The following is a 21,117-nucleotide window of genomic DNA, read 5'->3' as shown; positions in this document are numbered from 1 at the left end:
GTCAGGGGCGGCCGGGGTCCGCGTCGTCGGGTGGGTTCGTCCTGGTCAGGAGTTCGCGGAGGACGAGTTCGCGGAGCGCGCCCGGGTCCTCGCGTGTGGCGTCGGAGTCGGCGGCCAGTACCGCGTCGTTGATGCGGTGCAGGACGCGGTCGACGGTGTCGCGCTCGCGTTCGGCCGTGCCGATCCGGTCGCGGAGCCGCTCGGCCTCGGCCCGGTGCGCGGCGACGTCGGCCTGAGCGTCGGCCAGTGCCCGTTCGGTGACGCGGTGCTCTTCGGCCTGGTCGTCGAGCCTGCCGCGGAGTTCCCGTTCGCGTTCGGCCGCGGACGCCAGGTCAGCGCGGGCCTGTTCGAGGTGCGATCCGGTCGTGTCGAGGCGTTCGGTGAGGCTGCGTTCCAGGTCGCGACTGCGCTCGCGGTGCTGTTCAAGGGCCGCGTGGGCGGTGTCGCGCTCGCCGGTGCGTTCGGCCAGTTGCGCACGCAGCTCGTCGAGGCGCTGGACGAGTTCGTCGGCGTGGGCGCGGACGACCTTGTTCTCGTCCTCGGCGCGGCGTGCACGGTCGATGGCCGCTTCCGCGGTCGCCTCGGCCCGGGCCCTGGCGAGTCCGGCCGCATCGGCCTCGGCGACGGCCCGCTCGGCGGTCGCGGTCGCGTCGGCGGCCTCGGTGCGGGCCTGCTGCGCCTCGGCAACCGCGGCGTCGCGTTCCCGCTCGGCTTCCTGGGCGCGTTCCTCGGCGTCGTGTTGTGCCTGCGCGGCGTCGGAGGCCGCACGATCCGCCTGATCGGCGCGGGCCGCGGCGGCGGTGAGCTCGTCCTCCATCCGCGCGGAGACCGTCTCGAGCACGCCGCTGAGCGCCTGCAGCGGCTCCCGCACCTGCCGTGCGGCGTCGGCGAACGTGTCGGTCGCGTCGCGCAGGGCGGTCGGGGGATCGGTTTCGCCGAGCGCGTCGCGTAGTGCCTGTTCCGCGGCGGCGAGCTGCTTGCACGACTTGCCGCCCGGCCACACGCGGTCGGGGCAGAACTCGTACGGCCGTCCGCCGCGCGGTCCGGGCGGCGGCAACGGGTGCCGGCAATGGCGGAATCCGCACAGCGCCGTCTGGGCCTCCGGCAACGTCACGGTCACAGCGTCCGAGCTCATGCCGCAAGCCTAGGTCATGAGTTTGATAACTTATAACTCTGGTTAGAAGTTATGGAACTAGAACACTGCACAGCTACAGAACATACATTTTGTAGCCGAGTTTGCGGACGGCGTGATCCGGCGGTCTCAGGACCCGTCAGAGGCCGTCGAGCAGGGGAGTTCGGCCGGGGGAGAGGGCCGGAGGGAGTGGGAGGACGGTGAGTCAGCGCCGGGGACGGGACACGCGCGCGGAGACGACCTCACCCGGGCGGTCGCCGGCGCGGGCCAACACGGTGCCGTCGGCGGACCAGACTGTGGAGGTGCCGGCGGTCTCGGAGAACACGTCGCCGGTGCGGCCGGAGAAGCTCGCGAACGCGACGGGGGAGCCGCACGCCCGGGCCAGCACGAACCCGCGGGCATCCTGTTCGGCGAGTTCCTCCGGCCGGTGGACCAGGCCCGCCACGTACAGGTCGAGGTCGAGCCGCACCATGGCGGCGATGTGCCGGGGCTGCCCGGTGTCCTTGCAGATGCCGAGGCCGACGCGCCATCCGTCGACGTCGACGAGTGCGGGTCCGGGCCCGGGGATGCAGTGCCGCGGTTCGTTGCCGCCCAGGAACTGCTTGCGGTACACGACCTCGCGAATGCCGTCCTCGATGCGGAGTATCGCGATGTGCACACCCGCGGCGCCGCGTGGGGCACTGCGCACCGGGGCACCCACCAGGGCGACCGTTCCCGTGCGCGCGCACGCCTCGGCGAGCACGTCGAGCCGCGGATCGTCCGGATCGACCGGCGGCGCACCGAGCTCGTAGCCCGTCACCGACAGCTCGGGGAACACGACCACCCGGGCGCCGGCCGCCCCGGCAGCCTCGACCGCCTCGGCATGCCGCACGGCGTTGCCGGCAACATCCCGCGCCGACGTCGCAGGCTGAGCCACCGCCACGGCAAGCAGGTCGTCGTTCACGCCCACCAGCCAAGCACACGCTCGTCCCGGCCGAGCACACACGACAGCGCCCGCACCTGGGAGTCAGGTGCGGGCGCCGTCCTCAGTGGTGGGAGCGAAGCCTCACTCGGGCTCAGGAGCGACCGCGGCGGGCCTTGAGCTCCTCGAGCCTCTCGTTGAGCAGTTCCTCGAGTTCGGGTACCGACCGGCGCTCCAGGAGCATGTCCCAGTGCGTACGCGGAGGCTTGGCCTCCTTCTGCTCCGTCTGGCCGCCCTCGATGATGTCCGACTCACTGCCGTGCAGTCGGCACTCCCAGGTCGCGGGGACCTCGGCGTCGTCGGAGAACGGAACCTCGAACTCGTGGCCCTTCGGACAGGCGTAGCGCACGCTACGCCGCGGAGCGAGGTCGTGATTGCGGTCGGTCTCGTAGCTAACCGCTCCCAACCTGCTTCCACGGAGAACACGGTCGGCCATGATGAGTCCTTTCAGTCGGCTCCCGGTCTGGAGCCAGGGTCACGCTCACCGAGTGCAACGAGCACGGGTGCCAGGTTCATTCCCCGTTCACCCGAATCGTTACCCACGGCTCGCACATGTCCCCGGGTAAACAGCTTCTCCTGGAAGGGAGACGGCCACTGCCTCCACATGACGCGTCGATGCGGTCCTTTCTCACCGAGCATCCCCCATGCGGGTGACCTGGCGTTCTGTCGGGCCGGTGAACGGTTCAGGTCAACCGGAGCTGACCGTGACCCGAACCCGCGGGTCCGAGATCGCCGAGGCGGTAGTGCCGCCGACACAGTACTTGGTAACGCACGGTAGCCGGTTCTCTCTGCGTCCGTGGTGTCGCATGATTCACCTCCGCGGAGGACCCCGCCCCGTCCTCACCGGAGGTGCAGGATGGGTCGCCGGGCACGGTCGGGGGAACCGGCGGCGTGTCCGTGGCGTCCGGATCACCGGGCGCGTCGACGGTGTCGGCGGTGTCCGCCACGACCACGGTGTCGCCGGTGCGCAGCACCCGGTCGCCGCTGACGCGCGCGTTGAACCGTCCGGGCAGCCCGCACCAGCACAACACCTCCACCTGTACCGGCTGCAACTCGTCGGCCAACTCGAACAGCCGCTGCGCCCCGGGGAAGAGGCGACTGCGGAAGTCGGTCGCGATGCCGAAGCAGTACACGTCGATCGTGGCCTCGTCGGCCAGTTCGCCCAGCTGCTCGACCTGCCCGGGGGACAGGAACTGCGCCTCGTCGACGATCAGGTAGTCGACGTGCGTGCCCTGTTCCCACGCCTGCCGCACCACGGTCCGCAGATCGGTGTCGACGTCGAGTTCCAACGCCTCCCGCGTGATCCCGATCCGGCTCGTGATCTGCCCGGGCCCGGAACGGTCGTTGCTCACGAGCAGCAACCCCTGCCGACCCTGCCGCGCCAGGTTGTGGTCGATCTGCAGCGCGAGCGTCGACTTCCCGCAGTCCATCGGGCCGTACGAGAACTTGATCCGCCCCACGTTCGGCAGCTCCCGACGGGACCCCCACGCGGGGACCGCCGAGAGCGCGTCGGTCGGGTCTGCTCCGGGGCTTTCCAGCGCTGTCACGGCGGGTCACCCTAGCCGTTTCCCGGCCTACAGGACCGCAGGCTCTCGGTTGCCGGCCGCCGCGATGGCCCTTCTCACAGGGATCAACAGCACCAGCACGAACCCGATCGCGAAGAAGATGATCAGCGCCAGGATCGCGTACCGGAACGTGCCCGTGGCCTGGCCGACCGCCGCGAACAGCAACGGCCCGAGCCACGACGTGCCGCGCTCGCCGACCTCGTAGAGCGAGTAGTACTGGGCCTCCTTGCCGGGCGGGATCATCTGACTGAACAGCGACCGCGACAGCGCGTTCGTCCCGCCCATCACCAGGCCGATGCCGACCGCGAGCGTGTAGAACTGCAGTTCCTGGCCTGCCTCCACGAAGTAGGCGTAGATCAGCACGCCCACCCACACCAGCAGGCTGACCAGGATCACCTTCTTCGCCCCGAAATACCGGGCCGCGTACCCGTGCAGCAACGCCCCGAAGTAGGCGACGAACTGGATGACCAGCACCGTCACGATCATGACTTCCTCGGGGAAGCGCAACTCCTCGGTGCCGTACTGCGCCGAGACGTTCACGACCGTGCTGATGCCGTCGGTGTAGACCAGATACGCACCGAGGAACGCCAGCGTCAACGGCAGCGCCATCGCGGCCTTCGCCGTTTGCTTCAGCTCCACGAAGCCGGCCGTGAACACGCTCAGGCCCTTCTCCCGGCCGTGCGGCGCCTGGTGCTCACGCAGTCGCAGCAGCGGGATGATCGTGAAGCCGGCCCACCACAACGCGGACAGCACGTAGCAGATCCGCACGGCCATCGAATCGCCGATGCCGAAGAAGTCCCGGTTCAGGTAGAACGCGAGCTGCAGCGCCAGTGCGGTGCCGCCGCCGAGGTATCCCCACGCCCAGCCGTGCGAGGACACCTTGTCCCGCTCGTCGGGTGTGGCGATGTCGGGCAGGAAGGCGTAGTAGGTGACGATCGAGGCGCCGTAGCCGATGTTGGCGATGATGTAGAGCAGCGCGCCGAGTTCCCAGCGGCCGTCGTCGACGAAGAACAACAGCGCCGTGGCGCCCGCGCCGATGAGAGCGAACAGGCCGAGCATGAACTTCTTGCGCTGGCTGCGGTCGGCGATCGCCCCCGCGATCGGCAGCACGAGCACCTGCACGACCGTGGCCACGGCCAGCAGGTAGCCCCACAGGGATCCGGCCGGGAACGTCAGGCCGAGCACGGAGATGTCGCAGTCCACGAGGCGGTTCTCGTGGCCGTCGGGACCGGTGCACGCGCCGGGCCCGTTCCTCTCGATGTCACTGCGCGCCGCGTCCGCGGCGACCGAACTCATGTAGAGCTCACCGAACACGGTGATGACCGACGTGTTGAACGCCTGGTTGGCCCAGTCGTAGATGTACCAGCCGCGCTGCTCCCGTTTCCGCTGCTTCACGTCCGCGGGCGGCGTCGGCCCCGTCGGCGTTTCCGTCATGTGTGTCCCCGTGTTCCCTGTGGTCGTTCATCCCGTGCCGCCGACTCGTCGCAGCGCACGGGTTCGTGCGTGTCCGCGCCCGCCGGTGGGCGAGCCGCGTGTCGCTGAAACATCCCCCGCATGTGGTATGTGATACTGCCGTTTCCAGTGTGCCTGTTGTGACTCCTGTCCGGTTTACTTACCGTGCTGTTATGGACAGACGCCGATTCCGCGGTCTGACGCGGGGTTTTGCCAAGCTTCTCCTCATCGCCATGGCCGCACTCGGCGCCCAACTCGCGCTCGCCGTGCCGACATCCGCCGACCCGAGCCACGCGGACTGGGCCAAGCTCCGCATGTGCGAATCGACCGAGCGGTACCACGTGAACACCGGAACCGGTTACTACGGTGCTTACCAGTTCGACCTGCCGACCTGGCAGAGCGTCGGCGGTACGGGTCGTCCCGATCAGGCGAGCCCGGCCGAACAGGACTATCGCGCCCTGTATCTCTACCGCATGCGCGGCTGGCAGCCGTGGGAATGCGCCAATATGGTCGGCCTGGTCGACGACGAGGACGCGCGCAGCAAGGTCGTGCCGTCCCGCGCCGAGGCCGCCTACATCGGCGGCGGGGGCACCCCGGCGCCCACGCCCGCACCGGCGCCGGAGACCGGGGCGATGCCCGAGTGGTCCGGTCTGGTCTACGCCTACGGCGACTGCGCGCCCGCCCTGCGCACGTTCCAGCTGCGCATGAACGACTTCGGCTACGACTTCCAGGGCACGGGCTGCTACTACGACAAGACGAAGGAAGCCGTGCTGGACCTGCAGCGCGCCAACGACATCCGTGATTCGGGCAGGCTCGGACCGAAGACGTGGAAGGCCGCCTGGGAGGGCACGGCACCGCGGTAGTTCGGCCGGATGTGCGATGACGCAGGCGTGACGGGTTCGGCTCAGTGCGGCGCCGACTCGTCCGCGGGCGTGGGTGTCGGCGCGGGTGTCTGCTCCGAGGCGCCCGCCCACTCGCCGCGGGCGCGCAGCAGCGCGCGCAGCACGTCGGGACGGTCGGTGACGATGCCGTCGACGCCGAGGTCGAGCAGGTCACGCATCTCGTCGCGGTCGTCGATGGTCCACACGTGCACCTCGACGCCGGCGTTGCGGGCCGAGCGCACGAACGCCTTGTCCACGACGGTCATCGGGCCGCGCCGGCGCGGCACCTGCGCCATGGCGCCCTGGTTGAGGAATCCGAGGCGCAGGAACGGCACCCAGCCGTTGGCCCACAGCACCGCGGCCGAACGCGGCCCGCACGCGGTGATGAGCTGTTCGCCGGCCAGCGTGCGCAGACGCGACAGGCGCGCGTCGGAGAAGGCGGCAGCTGCGACGCGGTCGAACGCGCCGACCCTGGTGACAGCGTCCACGAATGGTTCGACCGCGCTGTCGGCCTTGACGTCGACGTTGAACCGCGTGTCCGGCAGTTCCTCGAGGACGTCCTCGAGGCGGGACACGGCGGCGCGTCCGCCGACCTTCGCGCGGCGCACGGCGCTCCACGGCTGCTCGGCGATCGGCCCGACGCCGTCGGTGGTGCGGTCCAGGTGTGCGTCGTGGTGGACGACGACCACGCCGTCGGAGGTCGCGTGCACATCGGTCTCGATGTAGCGGTAGCCCTCGTCGGCGGCGCGCCGAAACGCGGGCAGCGAGTTCTCCATGCCGTCCAGGTCGCCGAGGTGCCACCCGCGGTGAGCGAGGGCACGGGGGAGCGGGGCCTCGAGGTACGGATGCTTCCGAGGTGTCTGCGCCACGCCCCCAGTGTGCCGGACCGGCGTGGCCGCGGCATGGACGAGGCGTTGCCGACTAGGGTCTGCGTGGTGAGTAGTTCGCCGACCCGTGAGGAGCTCCGGGCACTCCGGACGCCGGTGCCGCAACACTGCGGTTGGTGCGGCCGTTCCCTGGAACAGAGCCCGCCCGCGACGCCGGCCGGCCAGCAGGCCGCGCCCGAACGCGGTGCCAAGCCGGGCCGCCGGCGCCGGTACTGCGGTCAATCGTGCCGTCAGCGCGCCTACGAGCGGCGCACGGCCGTGCAGCGGACGGGACTTCCGGAGGACGCGGTCGTGCTGTCCGGCGAGGAGATCGCCGCGCTGCAGGATCGGCTGTTCCAACTGCGCTGCGCCGCCGAGGACGTCGCCACCGCGGCCAGCGACGGCGCAGGCAGCGAGGAGTTGCAGAAGCTCGCCGGCGAGGTCGGCCGGATCGCCGGCGACATCGAAGCCCTCCGCTGACCGACCGGTCCCGCGCTCGACTGCGTGCGTTTACTCCCAGTCGTGCAGGACGATCTTGCCGACCGTGCGGTTGTGCTCGATGCGTTCGTGCGCCTGACGCAGGTTCTCCGCAGTGATCGGCGTGAGCGTCTCGGTGGTCGTCGGGCGCACCGAGCCCGCGTCGGTGAGCCTGCTGACCTCGGTGAGCAGGCGGTGCTGCTCGGCCATGTCGGCCGTCTGGTGCAGCGGCCGGGTGAACATCAGCTCCCAGTGCCACGTGATGCTCTTCGGCTTCAGCGGCTCGACGTCCCGCGGGCCGTCGTCGATGGCGACGATCTGGCCGAAGGGCCGCACGATGGTCGCGTACGTCTCGATCTGCCCCTCGGAATGGGCGGTGAAGAGCCAGTCCACGCCGCCGGGGGCCAGGTCGAGCACCTCGGCCGACAGGTCTCCGTGGTGGTTGACGGTGTCCTCGCGCCCAGGTCACGGACCCAGGCCTGCCGTTCGGCGTCGGACGCGGTGGCGATCACGCGGACGCCGGGCAGGAGCGCCTCGGCGAGTTGGAGCAGGATCGACCCGACGCCGCCCGTCGCGCCGACGACCAGCAGCGTCCCCGTGCTGTCCTCGGTGAGGCGGAACCGATCGAACAGGGTTTCCCATGCGGTGATCGCCGTCAGCGGCAGCGACGCGGCGTCGGCGAACGAGATGGACGCGGGCTTGGGGCCCACGATCCGTTCGTCCACGAGGTGGAAGCGCTGGTTCGTCCCCGGACGGTCGATGGTTCCGGCGTAGAACACCTCGTCGCCGGGTGCGAACAGGCTGACCTCGGCACCGACGGCGCGCACGACGCCGGCGGCGTCGAACCCCAGTACGCGGAACCCGTCGGCGGGAGCGCCCGTACGGAGCTTCCGATCGACCGGGTTGACCGACACGGCCCGGACGTCCACCAGCAGATCACGCGGACCGGGCTGTGCGGTGTCGACGTCCCGGACGACGAGGGACTCCGGGTCGGTGGCGGGCAGGTTGGCGGTGTATCCGATGGCGGTGTGCGTGGTGCTCATGCCTCCCACGATTCCGCACTGCGCGTCGGGATGCCGCACGTGGGTCACGCCCGTCGTCACCGTGACGTAATTGCGGTGCGTGGCTGGATGTTGTTCTCGAAGGGGAGAGGCGGGTCTCAGCCGCCGTACAGCTTCTTCCGGTACGCCTCGCCGTAGTAGGTGTCGAGTTCGTCGAGGCTCATGCCGGTGCCCTCGAGGCGGTCGGCGATGACGGCCCGGCGGGCGACGCGGCTCTCGGGGTTCCACGTTTCGGGTTCCCACAGCTCGGAACGCAGGAATGCCTTCGAGCAATGGAAGAAGATCTGGTCGATCTCGACGAGCACCACGAGGATCGGCCGGTGACCCTTGACGATCATCTCGTCGAAGAACGGTGCGTCCCGCAGTAGTCGCGCGCGTCCGTTGATGCGCAGGGTGTCGCCGCGGCCCGGGATGAGGAAGTTCAGGCCGACGTGCGGGTTGGCGATGATGTTGCGGTAGCCGTCGGCGCGGCGGTTGCCGGGACGTTCGGCGATGGCGATGGTGCGATCGTCGACGACGTGCACGAGTTGTCCGGCCGGATCGCCCTTCGGTGAGGCGTCACAGCGTCCGTCGGCGTCGGCGGTGGCCATGAAGCAGAACGGGGACGCGGCGAGCCAGTCGCGGTCGATGGCGTCGAGCGCCTGACGTTCCTTGGTCCACACGCGCGCGATGGGCTCGCCGAGCAACTCGGTGAGCGTCGCGACGTCGGTGATCTCGGCGTACCCGTCAGCGGTGGTGCGATCGTCGATGGTCACGACACCGACGGTACGCGAGCCCGCGATCACGGCGGTCCGGACGAAGGGGACATCACTCGGCCTGCGCAGCGCCCTCCGTCGGTACAGGTTCAGTGCCGATAATGGACATTATGTTAAGTAGTGTTCTGAGGGTCCGGTGGAACCGGTTCTCGAACACCCTCTCCCGGCATACGTCCCAACCGGCGACACTCACGCCAACATCGAGCGCTCGTGGCACAGTTTCCTCTGTGTCGCCGGACGCGCTGCCGAGCTGGCTGCCGACGTGGTGTCTCGACCACCTCGGCAGCCGACCCGACACCATCCTGTTCCGACACCGATCGATCTCGGACGTCGTCGGTCTCCGTCTGGTCGACGGCACGGAACTCGTCGTCAAAGCCCGCCCCGAGGACGGCCGCGCCGCGTCGTGTGTGGCCGCACAGAGCCGGCTGGCCGAGATGGCTCTCCCCTGTCCGCGCCCGCTGACCCACGTTGACACTGTCGGCGCACTGGCCGTGCATGCCGAGGAATTCCGGCCTGGCGGCGACGTTCTGCACGGCGCTTGGGCGGACGTCGCCGTCCGGTGTGCCCATGTGTTCGCGGACCTGATGGCCGGGTTGGCGTCGGTCCGGGTCACACCGCCGCTGCCGAATCCGCGCTGGGTGCGCTGGGATCACGCGGGCACACAGTTGTGGCCCCCGATCGACGCTCTCGACGAGAAGGATCAGAACCTCGTCCCTTCCCGGGTGACCACTGTCGCCGCCAGGGCTCGGCGACGACTGCTGGCCGCCGACCTCCCCTGCGTTCTGGGACATGCGGACTTCGAGGCGCAGAACCTCCGATGGCGCGGTCGTCGCGTGTGGATGGTGCACGACTGGGACAGTCTGGCGTGGCAACCGGAAGCGGCGCTGGTCGGCGCCGCGAGTGTCGCCTTCCCGAAGACGGGAGCGGCCACGCTTCCTCCGCTCGACAGCACCGAAGCGTTCCTGAACGCCTACCAGGCTGCGCGCGGCCGCGCGTTCACCGCCGAGGAGGAACAGCTCGTGTGGGCCGCCGGCCTCTGGGTCGTGACGCACGACCTCCGCTGGGAAGCGCTGCACGACCGTCTCACCACTGGGGCTCCATCGGCGTTGCAGGAGCAGGCACCCGAACGTCTCCGCCGTGCGGACGCCTGAGCCGGCGGGATCAGCGGCTCTGCAGTGCGAGTCGCCCGGCGAGAGCCACGAAGGTCGCGGCGAAGAGCTTGCGCATGGCCGCAACGACGCGGGGCCGCGTCAGCACGTGGTCGCGCATCGCCGCCGCGAACATGCCGTAGGCCGCGAAGACCACGAACGTCATGAGCATGAAGACCGCACTCAGGCCCAACATGGTTGCCGTCGCCCCGTTGCCGTCGGGCACGAACTGCGGAAGGAAGGCGAAGAAGAAGATCGTCAGCTTCGGATTGAGCAAGTTGAGCGTGATGCCCGAATAGATCACCGTCCGCGCCGAGGCCTTGGAGTCGCCGGAGTCAACCGACAGCGCTCCCCTGTCCCGCCAGGTCGCCCAGGCCATGTAGAGCAGGTAGACGACGCCCGCGTACTTGATGACCGCGAACGCGACGCCACTCGCCTGCAGCACGGCTGCCAGCCCGGTGATCGCCGCAACCAGATGGGGCACCGTCCCAAGGGTGCACGCGAAGGCAGCGAGGATGCCGGCCTTGGTGCCGCGCGCGAGACCGGTCCCGATCGTGTACAGAGCACCGGTTCCGGGAGTGGCGACGATGACGAGCGCGGTCACGAGGAACGCCGTGGACATGCCGCGCAGCATAGGGATGCCACGCGGACTTGGGAATGCCGCGTGTCAGCTGATTGTCGCAGTCGGATTATTGCTGCGGTGGGCTCCCTGGATCACGGGTGGAGCCAGCGGTCGAACCATTCGCGTGTCCTGAACAGCACGTCGAGCTGATGATTCCGTTCGCGGATAGCGTGTCCTTCTCGCGGATAGATGACGAATTCGTGCTCAACGCCGAAATGGCGCAGTGCCCGGTGGAAGTACACCGACTGTCCGAGGGGAACATTGGGGTCGTCGGCACCGTGAAGAAGGAGCACCGGAGTGCGGACCCGACTGGCGAAGGAGGCCGGACTGACGGCGTCGTGCGGGTGCGGACCAATGCCGGACAAGCCGGTGCTGCCGCCGAGGGCCGCTTCGAATTGCCCGTTCTCCCCGGTCGCGGCCAGCATGCCCCAGTCGATGACGCCGGCAAGGACGACTGCCGCACGGAACCGATCGGTCTGTCCGACGGCCCACGCGGACAAGAACCCGCCGTGACTTCCGCCGGCGATCCCCAACCGGTCCCGATCAGCGATGCCCTTGGTAATAAGCAGCTCGATGCCGGTCAGGATGTCGGTCCATTCTTCCTGTCCCACACGGCCTGCGACGCTGTGAGCGAACTTATGACCGTGGCCCTGACCTCCTCGCGGGTTTGGCAGGAATACCGCGTAGCCGGCGGTGGCCAGCCACTGCGCGCTGGGCACCCAGGGCAGCTGCAAGTCGTCGGCGTATCGGTCGTAGGGACCCCCGTGCACGACGGTGACAAGCGGGAACGGCCCGTCCGTCGCGGCTCTCCCCTTCGGCAGCACGAGCAGCCCGTCCAGGTCGAGACCGTCAGCGGCACGGTAGGACAGTGGTTGCTGCGACCCGAATGCAATGTCGTTCAGTTCCGGCCGGGTGTTGGTGATGCGTTGCAACGGACCGTGCGCCGGCCCCACGTGGACGTTCGCAGGCCGGTAGCGGGTACCGGCCAGTGCCGCGACCATCTCCCCTGCGGGAGTCGCGGTGAGCTCGTCGAGACCTCCGGAGTGCTGTGACAAGGTCGTGGGAGCGGAGTCGTCGAGCCGCGCCAGGGTCGTGTTCAGACCGTCGGCGAGCACAACTAGTGGGTTGGCCTCGGTCTGGTGCAGTTCGATCGGGCACATCGACAGGCCGGTGGTGCGGTTGCGTTGGACGCGGCTGTGCACGGCCAGATCGAACACGGCGTTTCCGGCGTGGAGAGTCGGTGGCGTCAGCGCGATGTAGCCGAGATGCCAACCGTCGTCGTCCGGCCACCATGCCAAGGAGCGTGCCTCCACCCCGACCGTGCCGAGGTCTACGGTGGCGCCCGTCGCGGGGTCGAACAGGTGCAGTTCGCCGGTGCGGGGGCCGTAGTCCTTGTCAGTACACGACCTGCTCAACACGGCCAGCGGGCCACCGTCGGGACGTTGCTGCAGTTCCACGACGTGCCGGTCGCCGAACGCATCCGGGGTGGTGATCTGTCCCGTGCGTAGGTCGAGCAGGCGTAACCGGCAGGGCCGTTCGCCCTCGCCGACGACAACGGCGTCATCCCGGTCCCGGGCGCGCTGTTCGTCCTGCGCGGTGGGTTCGTCCTCGGCCAGTAGCGCGACCATGTCGGGATCGGCGAGCGGCAGGTGGTCGACGATCCCGGCGCGCCAGTTCGTCACCGCCGTTGCCACGCCGTCCGCGAGGGCCAGCCGATGCACCTGGGCGGTGCCGCGTTGTCCGCGGTCGGACAGGAAGAACACCGTGTTCGAATCCGCGGACCAACGTGGCCGTGATTCGGTGGCGATGTCGGTGGTCGCCCGCCATGTCGTGCCCTCGTCGGTGTCGACGATCCAGAGTTCGGTGTCGAAGTGGTCCCCTGGGCGGCTGAGGGGCACGAGGGCATAACAGAGCCGTCTACCGTTCGGAGCGAGCACCGGGGTCCGCGGCGCGCGGCCGTCCACCACGAGTTCCGCGGTCAGCGCTGTCACGAGATCAGTCTGCCAACAGCGGCGGGTCAGTGGCGCTTTGAGATCGATACCGCGCCCGCGAGTAGGAGATGGGCGAGCTTGCGTGCGTCGTACCGGGTCTCGTCGCCGCCGAACAGGCAGAGGTTGCCGATGCCGCGCATGAGTTCGTAGGCGCCGATGCCGGCGGAGATGTCGCCGGCATCACGTGCCGCTGCGAGGAGTCGTTCACACACGGGCAGGAGCTGGTCGAGGAAGTACGCGTGAAGCCCTCCCTCATCGCTCTCCGTTCCGCTCACAGCGGCGAGGCCGTGCTTGGTGACCAGGAAGTCGACGAACGCGTCGACCCACTCCTCCAGCGCGGCCAAGGGTGCGGAGTCGCCGTCCAGGAGCCGTTCGCCGAGTTCGACGCAGGCGTCGACCTGGTGCCGGTAGACGGCGATGACGAGATCGGACCGCTGCGGGAAGTGGCGATACACCGTTCCCACGCCTACCCCGGCCTCGGTGGCAATCTGACGCACCGGCGCGTCGACCCCCTGGTCCGCGAACACGCGTGCGGCCGCGTCGAGAAGAGTCCTCTCGTTGCGGCGCGCGTCGACGCGGCGGCCGCGCGCCTGCGTCTCCTGCGACGAAATGTCGCCTGCGGGCATGGACGTCCTCCTTGTGAAGCGGAACCGTGTTCCGTATTGTCGTTCCGGAACAGTGTTCCGGATTCATGGTGGCATACCGATCACCGCAGAGCACACAGACACACGCCGCACCGGCAACGACGGGGAGAACGCTCATGCAGTACCGCACGCTCGGAACCACAGGCATCCAGGTCAGCTCGTTGGCACTGGGCACGATGAACTTCGGCAAGATCGGCGACACGGGCCAGGCCGACGCCGACGCCCTGGTCGGCACGGCGCTCGAGGCCGGAATCAACCTGGTCGACACCGCTGACGCGTACAGCGCGGGCCAGTCCGAGGAGCTACTCGGCAAAGCCCTGGCCGGACGCCGGGACGAGGTCGTGTTGGCCACCAAGGCCGGCCTGCCGATGGGCGACGGCATCGGCAGGAGGGGCGCGTCGCGACGCTGGCTGGCCATCGCCCTGCACGACAGCCTGCGCCGCCTCGGGGTCGACCATGTGGACCTCTTCCAGATCCACCGGTGGGACCCGGCGACCAGCGACGAGGAAACCCTCGCCGCGCTCACCGACCTGCAGCGGGAGGGGAAGATTCGACACTTCGGCACGTCGACCTACCCCGCCTACCGGATCGTGCAGGCACAGTGGGCCGCGGCGCGCACCGGCGCCCGCCGGTTCGTGACCGAGCAGCCCAGCTACTCGATGCTGCAGCGCGGCATCGAGCGCGACGTGCTGCCGGTCGCGCAGGAGTACGACCTCGGGCTGCTGGTGTGGAGCCCGCTCGCCTCGGGGTGGCTCTCCGGAGCGGTCCGGCGTGACCACGAGGTCTCGACCCACCGCTCGGGCTTCATGCCGCAACGCTTCGACCTGTCGGACCCGGCGAACCAGGTGAGGATGGAGGCCGTCGAGAAACTCGCGGCCCTCGCCGACGAGTCGGGACTGACCCTGATCCAGCTCGCACTGGGGTTCGTCACCGCACACCCCGGCGTGACAAGTGCCCTGATCGGACCGCGAACGCCGGATCACCTCGCCTCGCAGTTGGCCGCCTCCGACACCGCGCTGCCGGCCGATGTGCTGGACGCGATCGACGAGATCGTCCCACCGGGCGTGGACCTGGCAGCACACGAGAAGAACGACACACCACCCGCCCTGCTCGACGCGTCCCTGCGCCGCCGCTGACCTCCCGGCGGGGCAAGCGCCGGGCATGCGACCACTCTCCTACTCGCGTGCCCGGCCGAACCGGGCCAGGCAGTGCCACACCTGTTTGATCCACTGCCGCGGATGTTCCCCGCGACGGGCGGCGTCACCGACGACGTCGGGGGTGAGCACGTGTCCCAGTTCCCGGGCTAGCTCGACGATGTGCGCACCGCGATACGTCTCGTCGAAGTCGTCGGGCGTCGCGACGAAACCCGCATGGAACTCGACACGGCAGCCGGTTCGTGTGGCCGCATCCTCGACGTCCGTGTGGGCGAAGCACGGGTCGAGGACAATCGCGTCGACGTCACGGTCGAGGGTCACGGCGCCGTGCACATGGGCTTCGACGCCGTTGTCGAGGTCGTCCAGCTCCGCTTCGTCGGCCATGCTGCACAGCGCCGGCAGCAGCGTGACGTCACCGATGGCGGTCGGCTCCCATGCCGAGTCCGGAAAACAGAACGTCGCGCGGCCCACCACGGAGGGGTCGAGTCGCAGGTACGACGAACCGAACCGGATCGCGCCACCGTACGGATCAGCGCCGCGGTTCCAGGCTCCGTACACGGGGCGCTCCTCCGCGGGCCGGTGGTCGTAGCGGCCCTCGAACAGCCTGCTCTCCCACCGCCACCGGTCCCCGCCCGGGAACGCGGTGAGTCCACCGTTGGAGACACCGGTCGTGAACTGCGACCGGTACACCCCGTCCGCGGCGAGCGACTGGATGACCTTCCGCTCGCCGTGCGGCCAATCGGGGTGGAACTGCAGCGTCACCGCCTCGACCCGAGACGCGGGCCGAGGGCGATCGCCACGATGCGCGCCCATGATCGGATCGTAGGCATCGCTCCCCCTGCGCACGACCGGATGGGCGACATCGACGACGAGCCCGTGCTTCCCGCTCCCGGCGGGGCGGCGTCAGTCCTTCTTGCTGCGGGCGTCGAGGGCGGCGGCTTCCTCGGGGGTCGGCGCGGTGCCGCCGAGGTGTGCCGGCAGCCACCAGCGTTCGTCCTCGTTGGCGGGCTGCTCCGGGTAGTTGGCCTGCAGGCCGTCGAGGATCTCCTGCATCCGGGTGCGCAGCTTGCCGCTCAGGGCCTCGGGGTCGTCGTCCGGGCTCGGGTGGAACGGCTCGCCCGCGTGGATGTCGACGGGCACGTGCCGCTTGGTCAGCGTGCGCGGGCGGCCCTTCGTCCAGAGCCGGTGCGTGCCCCACAGCGCCATCGGCACGACCGGGACGCCGGCCTCGGCGGCCATGCGCACGGCGCCCGACTTGATGGGCTTGACCGTGAACGACCGGCTGATCGTCGCCTCCGGGAACACGCCCACGACCTGGCCGGCGCGCAGCCGCTCGACCGCCTCGTCGTAGGCGCCTTGCCCGCGGCGCGGTCGACGGAGATGTGGTGCATGCCCCGCATCAACGGGCCGGCGATCCGGTTGTCGAAGATCTCCTTCTTGGCCATGAACCGCACCAGCCGCTTCGCCGGCTGCGCCCCAAGACCGCAGAAGATGAAGTCCAGGTAGCTCACGTGATTGCACGCGATCACGGCGCCGCCCGTCTGCGGGACATGTTCGGTGCCCGTCACCCGCAGTCGGTTGTCCAGCACCCGGAACATGGTCTTGGCCGCCAGCACAACGGGCGGGTACACGATCTCTGCCACTCCGCCAGGCTACGCAACCGTAGGTTTACCCGCTCGCACGTGGGTCACCAGTCACAGTTGGAGCGGCGTCGACGCAGGTCGCGAAGGGCGTCAACGGGCCGGTGCAGCGTCCGGCTGCGGTGGTTGAACGTCGCTCGCCCGTCGTTCTACGATCCGGCGCATGCGTGCTGCTCGGGTCGCCTCCGCCGATCGCGTGTTCGCGGTCTTCGGCGACCACAGCTACCGCATGGACCTTCGCGGCTGACCCACGTCCCCGGGCCCCGGGCCCGACGTGTGTCCACTTCCCGCCTCTCTCCAACGAAGGTCCTGCCATGTCCGACACCGCTACCGCTCCCCTGGCCGATCTGCACCGCCACCTCGAAGGCTCGATCCGCCCGTCCACCGCCCACGAACTGGCCCTGCGCACGGGCGCACAGCCCCGGCGCACCGATTTCGTCGCCGGCCTCGAGGGCGACCTGCTCCCCTATCTCGCCAAGATCGAGAACGCCGCCCGGCACGCGACGCGCGCCGCCGACTGGGCACGAATCACCCGCGAGGCGATCGCCGACGCCTGCGACGACGGACTCGGCGCGCTCGAACTCCGCTTCAGCCCGCGGTTCGTCGCCGGCATGACCGGCCTCGACGCCGATGCCGTCGTCGACGTCGTCGCCGACGCGGCCACCAGCCACGGGCTGCCCATCGACGTGGGACTGATCGGCATCGTCGTGCGTGACGAGGGGCCCGACGCGGCCGACCACCAGATGGCGGCCCTGCTCCGGCACACCGACCGGCTCGTCGGCGTCGACCTCGCCGGGGACGAGGCGGGCTTCCCGGTCGCCCGGTTCGCCGCCGCGTTCGACCGCGCGCACCACGCGGGCGTGCCCGTGACCATCCACGCCGGCGAGGCGGCCGGCCCCGAGAGCGTGTGGGACGCCGTGCGCCACCTGCGTCCCCGGCGCATCGGGCACGGCGTGCGTTCGGCCGAGGACCCCCGGCTGCTCGACCGGCTCGCCGCCGACGGCATCACCCTCGAGGTCGCGATCACCAGCAACGTCCAGACCGGGGCGGCCACCGACCGGGCGCACCACCAGCTGAGCGCACTCGTCGCCGCGGGTGTGCCGGTCGCGCTGTGCACCGACAACCCGTCGGTCAGCAACACCCGGCTCAGCCGGGAGTACGACCTGGCGCGCGACCTCGTCGGTGACGACGCCGCCGAGCGCATCCGTCGCCATGCCTTCACCGCGAGGTTCGGCGCCGCGCACTAGCCTGGCGCGGTGGCGGAGTCGTGGGTCGTGAGCGGGTTGCGTGCCGGCGGGTGCGTGTTCGCCGAGCAGGAAGCGGCCCTGCTCGACGACGCGACCGGCGGCGCGACCGCCGAGCTGGAGCGCCTGATCGCCCGGCGCGTCGCCGGTGAACCCCTCGAGTACCTGCTCGGGTGGGCCGAGTTCCGGGGTCTGCGGATCGGCGTCGAACCGGGCGTGTTCGTGCCGCGCCGGCGGACCGAGTTCCTCGCCGAACGGGCCCGTGCGCTGCTGCCGCCCGGCGGAGTCGCGGTCGACCTGTGCTGCGGTTCCGGGGCGGTGGCCGCCGCGCTCGTCCACGAACGGCCGGACGCGCTGGTGCACGCTGCCGACCTCGACCCCGCCGCCGTGCGGTGCGCCCGCCGGAACCTGCCCGGCCGCGTCCACGAGGGAGACCTGTTCGCCGCGTTGCCGCCCGAGCTCCGCGGCAGGGTCCACGTCGTGGTCGCGAACGTGCCGTACGTGCCGACGGCGGCCATCGCGGCGATGCCCCCGGAGGCGCGGGACCACGAACCGTCGCTGTCGCTCGACGGCGGCGGTGACGGCCTCGAGGTGCTCCGCCGGGTCACCCGCGCGCGCCCGACTGGCTGTCCCCCGGCGGCCACCTGCTCAGCGAGACCGGCGAGGCCCAGGCCGACGCCGCCGTCGCGGCGTTCGCCGAAGCAGGGCTCGATGCCCGCGTCGACACGTGCGACGAGCTCGGCGCGACTGCGGTCATCGGCGCCGCTCCCCTTCCTCCGGCACCGTGACCGTGCCTCCGGCGGGATGAATTCTCTCACTCGGCAGCGACTGAGCGCCCGCTTAGGAGACAATGCCCCCATGAGTGATGCGGTGTTCGAGTCGGTGGACGACGTGGTCGAGCGGCTCGCCGGGGCCGGCTACCTGGCCTCCACGGCCGTCGCGACGACAGTGTTCCTGGCCGACCGGCTCGGCAAGCCGCTGCTCGTCGAAGGGCCCGCGGGCGTGGGCAAGACCGAACTGGCGCGCGCCATGGCCGCGGCGACGGGCAGCGAACTGATCCGCCTGCAGTGCTACGAGGGCATCGACGAGTCGCGCGCGCTGTACGAGTGGAACCACGCCAGCCAGCTGCTGCGCATCACCGCGGCCAAGGACGAGAACTGGGACGCCACCCGCGACCACGTGTTCAGCGAGGAATTCCTGCTCTCGCGCCCACTGCTGACGGCGATCCGCAACCCCGACCCGACGGTGCTGCTCATCGACGAGATCGACAAGGCCGACGTCGAGGTCGAAGGGCTGCTGCTGGAGGTGTTGGGCGACTTCCAGGTGACCGTGCCCGAGCTCGGCACGATCACCGCCACGCGCACTCCCCTCGTGGTGCTGACCTCGAACGCGACGCGCGAGCTCTCCGAGGCGCTGAAACGGCGCTGCCTGTTCCTGCACCTGGACTTCCCCTCGGCCGACCTCGAACGCGACATCGTCACGCTGCGCGTGCCCGAGCTCGACGGCGAACTCGCGGCCTCGCTGGTGCGGGTCATCGCCGCGCTGCGGGAACTGGAACTGCGCAAGGCGCCGTCCATCGCCGAATCGGTCGACTGGGCCCGCACACTGCTGGCGCTCGGTGCGGACAGCCTCGACGAGGACGTCGTGCGCGCCACGCTCGGCGTGATCCTCAAGTACGAGTCCGACCAGCAGAAGGCGCTCAGCGAACTGCGCCTCGAACGGGTGCTCTCCCCCGCGGGCGAATCGGCGGGTGCGGTGTCGTGACCGCCCGCGCGGCCGCCGACCGGCTCGTCGAGTTCGTGCGCTCGCTGCGCGAACACGGCATCGCCGTCGGGACCGGGGAGACCGTCGACGCGGCCGCGGCCGCCGAACTCATCGGCTTCGACGACCGGGAACAGCTGAGGGAGGCGCTCGCGGCCAGCGTGCTGCGCGGCGCGGCGCAACGCCCGGTGTTCGACGGCGTCTTCGACGTCTACTTCCCCGCCGCCCACGGCGCCACGGCCGGAACCGACCAACAGCGGCCCGAGACGCCGCGGCAGCTACGGGACGCGCTGCTCGACGCCCTCGTCTCCGGCGACGACGCGCAGGTGCGCGCGCTGGCGGCGGCGGGCGTCGACATGTTCGGCGGGTACGGCGCGGCGCGCACCGGAGACTCCGGGTCGGGAGCCGGGTCCGGCACGGGCTCGGCGCAGTTGAGCGGCTGGTCGGCACATCAGACCCTCAGCGAGGTGCGGCCGCAGGCGCTGCGCGCGCGGCTGCGAGAGGCCATCCGCGCTACCCGCGAGCAGGGTGACGGTGCCGGGTTCCGCGATGATGCGTCCGCGGCGTTGGCCGAACGCGAGGCCGAGGCCGGGATCGCCGCGTTCACCGACCAGGTCCGCAACGAGGCCCGCCGGCGCACCGCCGAACTGCGCGGTCGCGACCGCATCGCCCGCCACGCCGTCGCCCCGCAGACCGAACTCGTCACCTTCACCAGCGCCACCGCCGACCAGTTCGCCGACCTCCGCCGCGCCGTGTGGCCCCTCTCCCGCAAACTCGCCAGCCGACTCGCGACCCGGCGGCGCCGCGCCGCCCGCGGGCAGATCGACCTACGCCGCACCGTCCGCCGATCCCTCGCCACCGGCGGCGTGCCCATGCGGCCCGTCATGCGCAAGCGGCGCCCGGGCCGCCCCGAACTCGTGCTCCTGTGCGACATGTCCGGCTCCGTTGCCGGCTTCGCCCAATTCACCCTCCTCCTGACCCAGGCCCTCAGCGACCAGTTCTCCAAGGTACGCAGCTTCGCCTTCGTCGGCCGCACCGACGAGATCACCCACCTCGTCCGCGCCGGCCGCGACGAACCCGAGAACCTCGCCGCCCGCATCCACGCCGAAGCCGACCTCACCCGCATGGGCATGAGCAGCGACTACGACGGCGCACTCCAGACCTTCGTCGACGGCTCGTCCGATGCTCTCGGGTCGCGGACGAGCGTGTTGATTCTCGGTGACGGGCGGACCAACGGGGCTCCTCCCAATTTGCCCGCCCTGCGGGAAATTGCTGATCGGGCACGGCATGTTTACTGGTTGAATCCCGAAGGGGCCGGGGCTTGGGGTAGTGGGGATTCCGAGGCTCATCGGTATGCGCGGGTTGTGCCGATGTTCGAGTGTCGGAATGTTCGCCAGTTGACCCGGGTTGTTGGGCGGCTGCTGCCGGAATAGGGGTTGTGCGGGGCCGTTTTGTGTTTCCCGCCGTGTCAGCAGTTCGCGTCGCCGTGTTGGCAACTCGCGTCGCCGTGTTAGCGTTCTGCGTCGCTGTGTTGGCGATTCACGTTGCTGTGTCGGCGTTTCGTGACGTGGGGGTGACGATGCCTCGCCGGCGGGCAGGCCTCCGGGATGTTGGGCGGCGTTGCCGCCTGGGAAGTGTCATCCCTCGACCTCGGCTTTTGGGTATCACACTGCAGTCAGGCGCAAGGGTTTCGGGGGTTGGCTTGGCGGGTTTGGTTTTTGGTTGCGCCTGACTTGCGAGTGTGATGGTTCGGTTTTAGGTCG

General features: G+C 70.1%; 20 protein-coding genes and 2 pseudogenes. 8 read left to right on the top strand and 14 right to left on the bottom strand.

Features of this window, described 5'->3' with window-relative positions:
- Position 1 precedes the first annotated feature (1 nt).
- From BJF85_RS07575 to BJF85_RS07555, 5 genes are all read right to left on the bottom strand, one after another.
- Positions 2-1,135, bottom strand: coding sequence for a hypothetical protein (locus BJF85_RS07575; RefSeq protein WP_075846352.1), 1,134 nt, complete (start codon positions 1,133-1,135; stop codon positions 2-4).
- A gap of 202 nt (positions 1,136-1,337) precedes the next feature.
- Complete coding sequence (locus BJF85_RS07570; protein ID WP_222844466.1) at positions 1,338-2,075, bottom strand: carbon-nitrogen hydrolase family protein; 738 nt, start codon at positions 2,073-2,075, stop codon at positions 1,338-1,340.
- Between the two features lie 112 nt (positions 2,076-2,187).
- Positions 2,188-2,529: an RNA polymerase-binding protein RbpA gene (locus tag BJF85_RS07565; protein ID WP_075846351.1), complete on the bottom strand. Its 342-nt coding sequence runs from the start codon at positions 2,527-2,529 to the stop codon at positions 2,188-2,190.
- A 247-nt stretch (positions 2,530-2,776) separates the two neighbouring features.
- Positions 2,777-3,640 carry a thymidine kinase gene (locus BJF85_RS07560; protein ID WP_075846350.1) on the bottom strand — a complete coding sequence of 288 codons (864 nt, stop codon included), beginning with the start codon at positions 3,638-3,640 and terminating at the stop codon, positions 2,777-2,779.
- A gap of 27 nt (positions 3,641-3,667) precedes the next feature.
- On the bottom strand, positions 3,668-5,092 hold the full coding sequence (locus tag BJF85_RS07555) for an MFS transporter (RefSeq protein WP_075846349.1): 1,425 nt from the start codon (positions 5,090-5,092) through the stop codon (positions 3,668-3,670).
- 191 nt (positions 5,093-5,283) lie between these two features.
- Between BJF85_RS07555 and BJF85_RS07550 the strand changes: the two genes are divergently transcribed.
- Positions 5,284-5,973, top strand: coding sequence for a transglycosylase family protein (locus BJF85_RS07550; protein ID WP_075846348.1), 690 nt, complete (start codon positions 5,284-5,286; stop codon positions 5,971-5,973).
- Positions 5,974-6,014: 41 nt separating this feature from the next.
- Here the strand turns inward: BJF85_RS07550 and BJF85_RS07545 are convergent, their stop codons facing one another.
- A complete protein-coding gene (locus BJF85_RS07545; RefSeq protein WP_255375474.1) occupies positions 6,015-6,860 on the bottom strand; it encodes a glycerophosphodiester phosphodiesterase in 846 nt (281 codons plus the stop codon).
- 66 nt (positions 6,861-6,926) lie between these two features.
- Between BJF85_RS07545 and BJF85_RS07540 the strand changes: the two genes are divergently transcribed.
- Complete coding sequence (locus BJF85_RS07540) at positions 6,927-7,337, top strand: hypothetical protein (RefSeq protein ID WP_139320517.1); 411 nt, start codon at positions 6,927-6,929, stop codon at positions 7,335-7,337.
- Positions 7,338-7,367: 30 nt separating this feature from the next.
- Here BJF85_RS07540 and BJF85_RS29825 read toward each other — a convergent pair whose 3' ends face one another.
- From BJF85_RS29825 to BJF85_RS07530, 3 genes are all read right to left on the bottom strand, one after another.
- The gene (locus tag BJF85_RS29825) at positions 7,368-7,727 is read right to left on the bottom strand and encodes a zinc-binding dehydrogenase (protein ID WP_255375473.1); all 360 of its coding nucleotides are present in this window, start codon (positions 7,725-7,727) and stop codon (positions 7,368-7,370) included.
- Positions 7,610-8,377, bottom strand: a complete 768-nt coding sequence (locus tag BJF85_RS07535) for an alcohol dehydrogenase catalytic domain-containing protein (protein ID WP_255375472.1) — start codon at positions 8,375-8,377, stop codon at positions 7,610-7,612. Before BJF85_RS07535 ends, BJF85_RS29825 begins: the two co-directional genes overlap by 118 nt.
- Before the next feature lie 116 nt (positions 8,378-8,493).
- Positions 8,494-9,150 (bottom strand): MSMEG_1061 family FMN-dependent PPOX-type flavoprotein, encoded by a 657-nt coding sequence (locus BJF85_RS07530; RefSeq protein ID WP_255375471.1) that lies wholly within the window; start codon positions 9,148-9,150, stop codon positions 8,494-8,496.
- A 227-nt stretch (positions 9,151-9,377) separates the two neighbouring features.
- Between BJF85_RS07530 and BJF85_RS07525 the strand changes: the two genes are divergently transcribed.
- Positions 9,378-10,301: a hypothetical protein gene (locus tag BJF85_RS07525; protein WP_075846346.1), complete on the top strand. Its 924-nt coding sequence runs from the start codon at positions 9,378-9,380 to the stop codon at positions 10,299-10,301.
- Between the two features lie 10 nt (positions 10,302-10,311).
- On the opposite strand, the gene BJF85_RS07520 is transcribed toward BJF85_RS07525, so the two are convergent.
- From BJF85_RS07520 to BJF85_RS07510, 3 genes are all read right to left on the bottom strand, one after another.
- A complete protein-coding gene (locus BJF85_RS07520; protein ID WP_075846401.1) occupies positions 10,312-10,920 on the bottom strand; it encodes a LysE family translocator in 609 nt (202 codons plus the stop codon).
- A 92-nt stretch (positions 10,921-11,012) separates the two neighbouring features.
- On the bottom strand, positions 11,013-12,911 hold the full coding sequence (locus BJF85_RS07515) for a prolyl oligopeptidase family serine peptidase (protein WP_075846345.1): 1,899 nt from the start codon (positions 12,909-12,911) through the stop codon (positions 11,013-11,015).
- A 26-nt stretch (positions 12,912-12,937) separates the two neighbouring features.
- A complete protein-coding gene (locus tag BJF85_RS07510; RefSeq protein ID WP_075846344.1) occupies positions 12,938-13,537 on the bottom strand; it encodes a TetR/AcrR family transcriptional regulator in 600 nt (199 codons plus the stop codon).
- 134 nt (positions 13,538-13,671) lie between these two features.
- Here BJF85_RS07510 and BJF85_RS07505 point away from each other — a divergent pair, with 134 nt between their 5' ends.
- Positions 13,672-14,691 carry an aldo/keto reductase gene (locus BJF85_RS07505; RefSeq protein ID WP_075846343.1) on the top strand — a complete coding sequence of 340 codons (1,020 nt, stop codon included), beginning with the start codon at positions 13,672-13,674 and terminating at the stop codon, positions 14,689-14,691.
- Positions 14,692-14,730: 39 nt separating this feature from the next.
- On the opposite strand, the gene BJF85_RS07500 is transcribed toward BJF85_RS07505, so the two are convergent.
- Both BJF85_RS07500 and BJF85_RS07495 read right to left on the bottom strand, forming a co-directional pair.
- Positions 14,731-15,471, bottom strand: a complete 741-nt coding sequence (locus BJF85_RS07500) for a DUF3626 domain-containing protein (protein WP_075846342.1) — start codon at positions 15,469-15,471, stop codon at positions 14,731-14,733.
- A gap of 141 nt (positions 15,472-15,612) precedes the next feature.
- Positions 15,613-16,307 (bottom strand): annotated as a pseudogene (locus BJF85_RS07495) (lysophospholipid acyltransferase family protein).
- A gap of 356 nt (positions 16,308-16,663) precedes the next feature.
- Between BJF85_RS07495 and add the strand changes: the two are divergent.
- From add to BJF85_RS07475, 4 genes and pseudogenes are all read left to right on the top strand, one after another.
- Positions 16,664-17,596, top strand: coding sequence for an adenosine deaminase (gene add / locus BJF85_RS07490; RefSeq protein WP_075846341.1), 933 nt, complete (start codon positions 16,664-16,666; stop codon positions 17,594-17,596).
- Positions 17,597-17,605: 9 nt separating this feature from the next.
- Positions 17,606-18,381: pseudogene (locus tag BJF85_RS07485) on the top strand (putative protein N(5)-glutamine methyltransferase).
- A 70-nt stretch (positions 18,382-18,451) separates the two neighbouring features.
- A complete protein-coding gene (locus BJF85_RS07480) occupies positions 18,452-19,357 on the top strand; it encodes a MoxR family ATPase (RefSeq protein ID WP_075846340.1) in 906 nt (301 codons plus the stop codon).
- Positions 19,354-20,787 carry a VWA domain-containing protein gene (locus tag BJF85_RS07475; RefSeq protein ID WP_075846339.1) on the top strand — a complete coding sequence of 478 codons (1,434 nt, stop codon included), beginning with the start codon at positions 19,354-19,356 and terminating at the stop codon, positions 20,785-20,787. Before BJF85_RS07480 ends, BJF85_RS07475 begins: the two co-directional genes overlap by 4 nt.
- The last annotated feature ends 330 nt before the right edge of the window (positions 20,788-21,117 follow it).

This window comes from Saccharomonospora sp. CUA-673, from assembly GCF_001942305.1.
GTDB lineage: Bacteria > Actinomycetota > Actinomycetes > Mycobacteriales > Pseudonocardiaceae > Prauserella.
The sequence above is the reverse complement of the archived record's forward strand: the minus strand, read 5'-3'. Positions and strand labels throughout refer to the sequence as shown.

What these genes read in the sequence shown, in the direction of transcription:
- BJF85_RS07555 (WP_075846349.1), bottom strand. Translation starts at nt 5,092, where the DNA reads ATGACGGAAACGCCGACGGGGCCGACGCCGCCCGCGGACGTGAAGCAG.
- BJF85_RS07520 (WP_075846401.1), bottom strand. Translation starts at nt 10,920, where the DNA reads ATGTCCACGGCGTTCCTCGTGACCGCGCTCGTCATCGTCGCCACTCCC.
- add (WP_075846341.1), top strand. Translation starts at nt 16,664, where the DNA reads ATGTCCGACACCGCTACCGCTCCCCTGGCCGATCTGCACCGCCACCTC.
- BJF85_RS07565 (WP_075846351.1), bottom strand. Translation starts at nt 2,529, where the DNA reads ATGGCCGACCGTGTTCTCCGTGGAAGCAGGTTGGGAGCGGTTAGCTAC.
- BJF85_RS07505 (WP_075846343.1), top strand. Translation starts at nt 13,672, where the DNA reads ATGCAGTACCGCACGCTCGGAACCACAGGCATCCAGGTCAGCTCGTTG.
- BJF85_RS07480 (WP_075846340.1), top strand. Translation starts at nt 18,452, where the DNA reads ATGAGTGATGCGGTGTTCGAGTCGGTGGACGACGTGGTCGAGCGGCTC.
- BJF85_RS07510 (WP_075846344.1), bottom strand. Translation starts at nt 13,537, where the DNA reads ATGCCCGCAGGCGACATTTCGTCGCAGGAGACGCAGGCGCGCGGCCGC.
- BJF85_RS07535 (WP_255375472.1), bottom strand. Translation starts at nt 8,377, where the DNA reads ATGAGCACCACGCACACCGCCATCGGATACACCGCCAACCTGCCCGCC.
- BJF85_RS07575 (WP_075846352.1), bottom strand. Translation starts at nt 1,135, where the DNA reads ATGAGCTCGGACGCTGTGACCGTGACGTTGCCGGAGGCCCAGACGGCG.
- BJF85_RS07550 (WP_075846348.1), top strand. Translation starts at nt 5,284, where the DNA reads ATGGACAGACGCCGATTCCGCGGTCTGACGCGGGGTTTTGCCAAGCTT.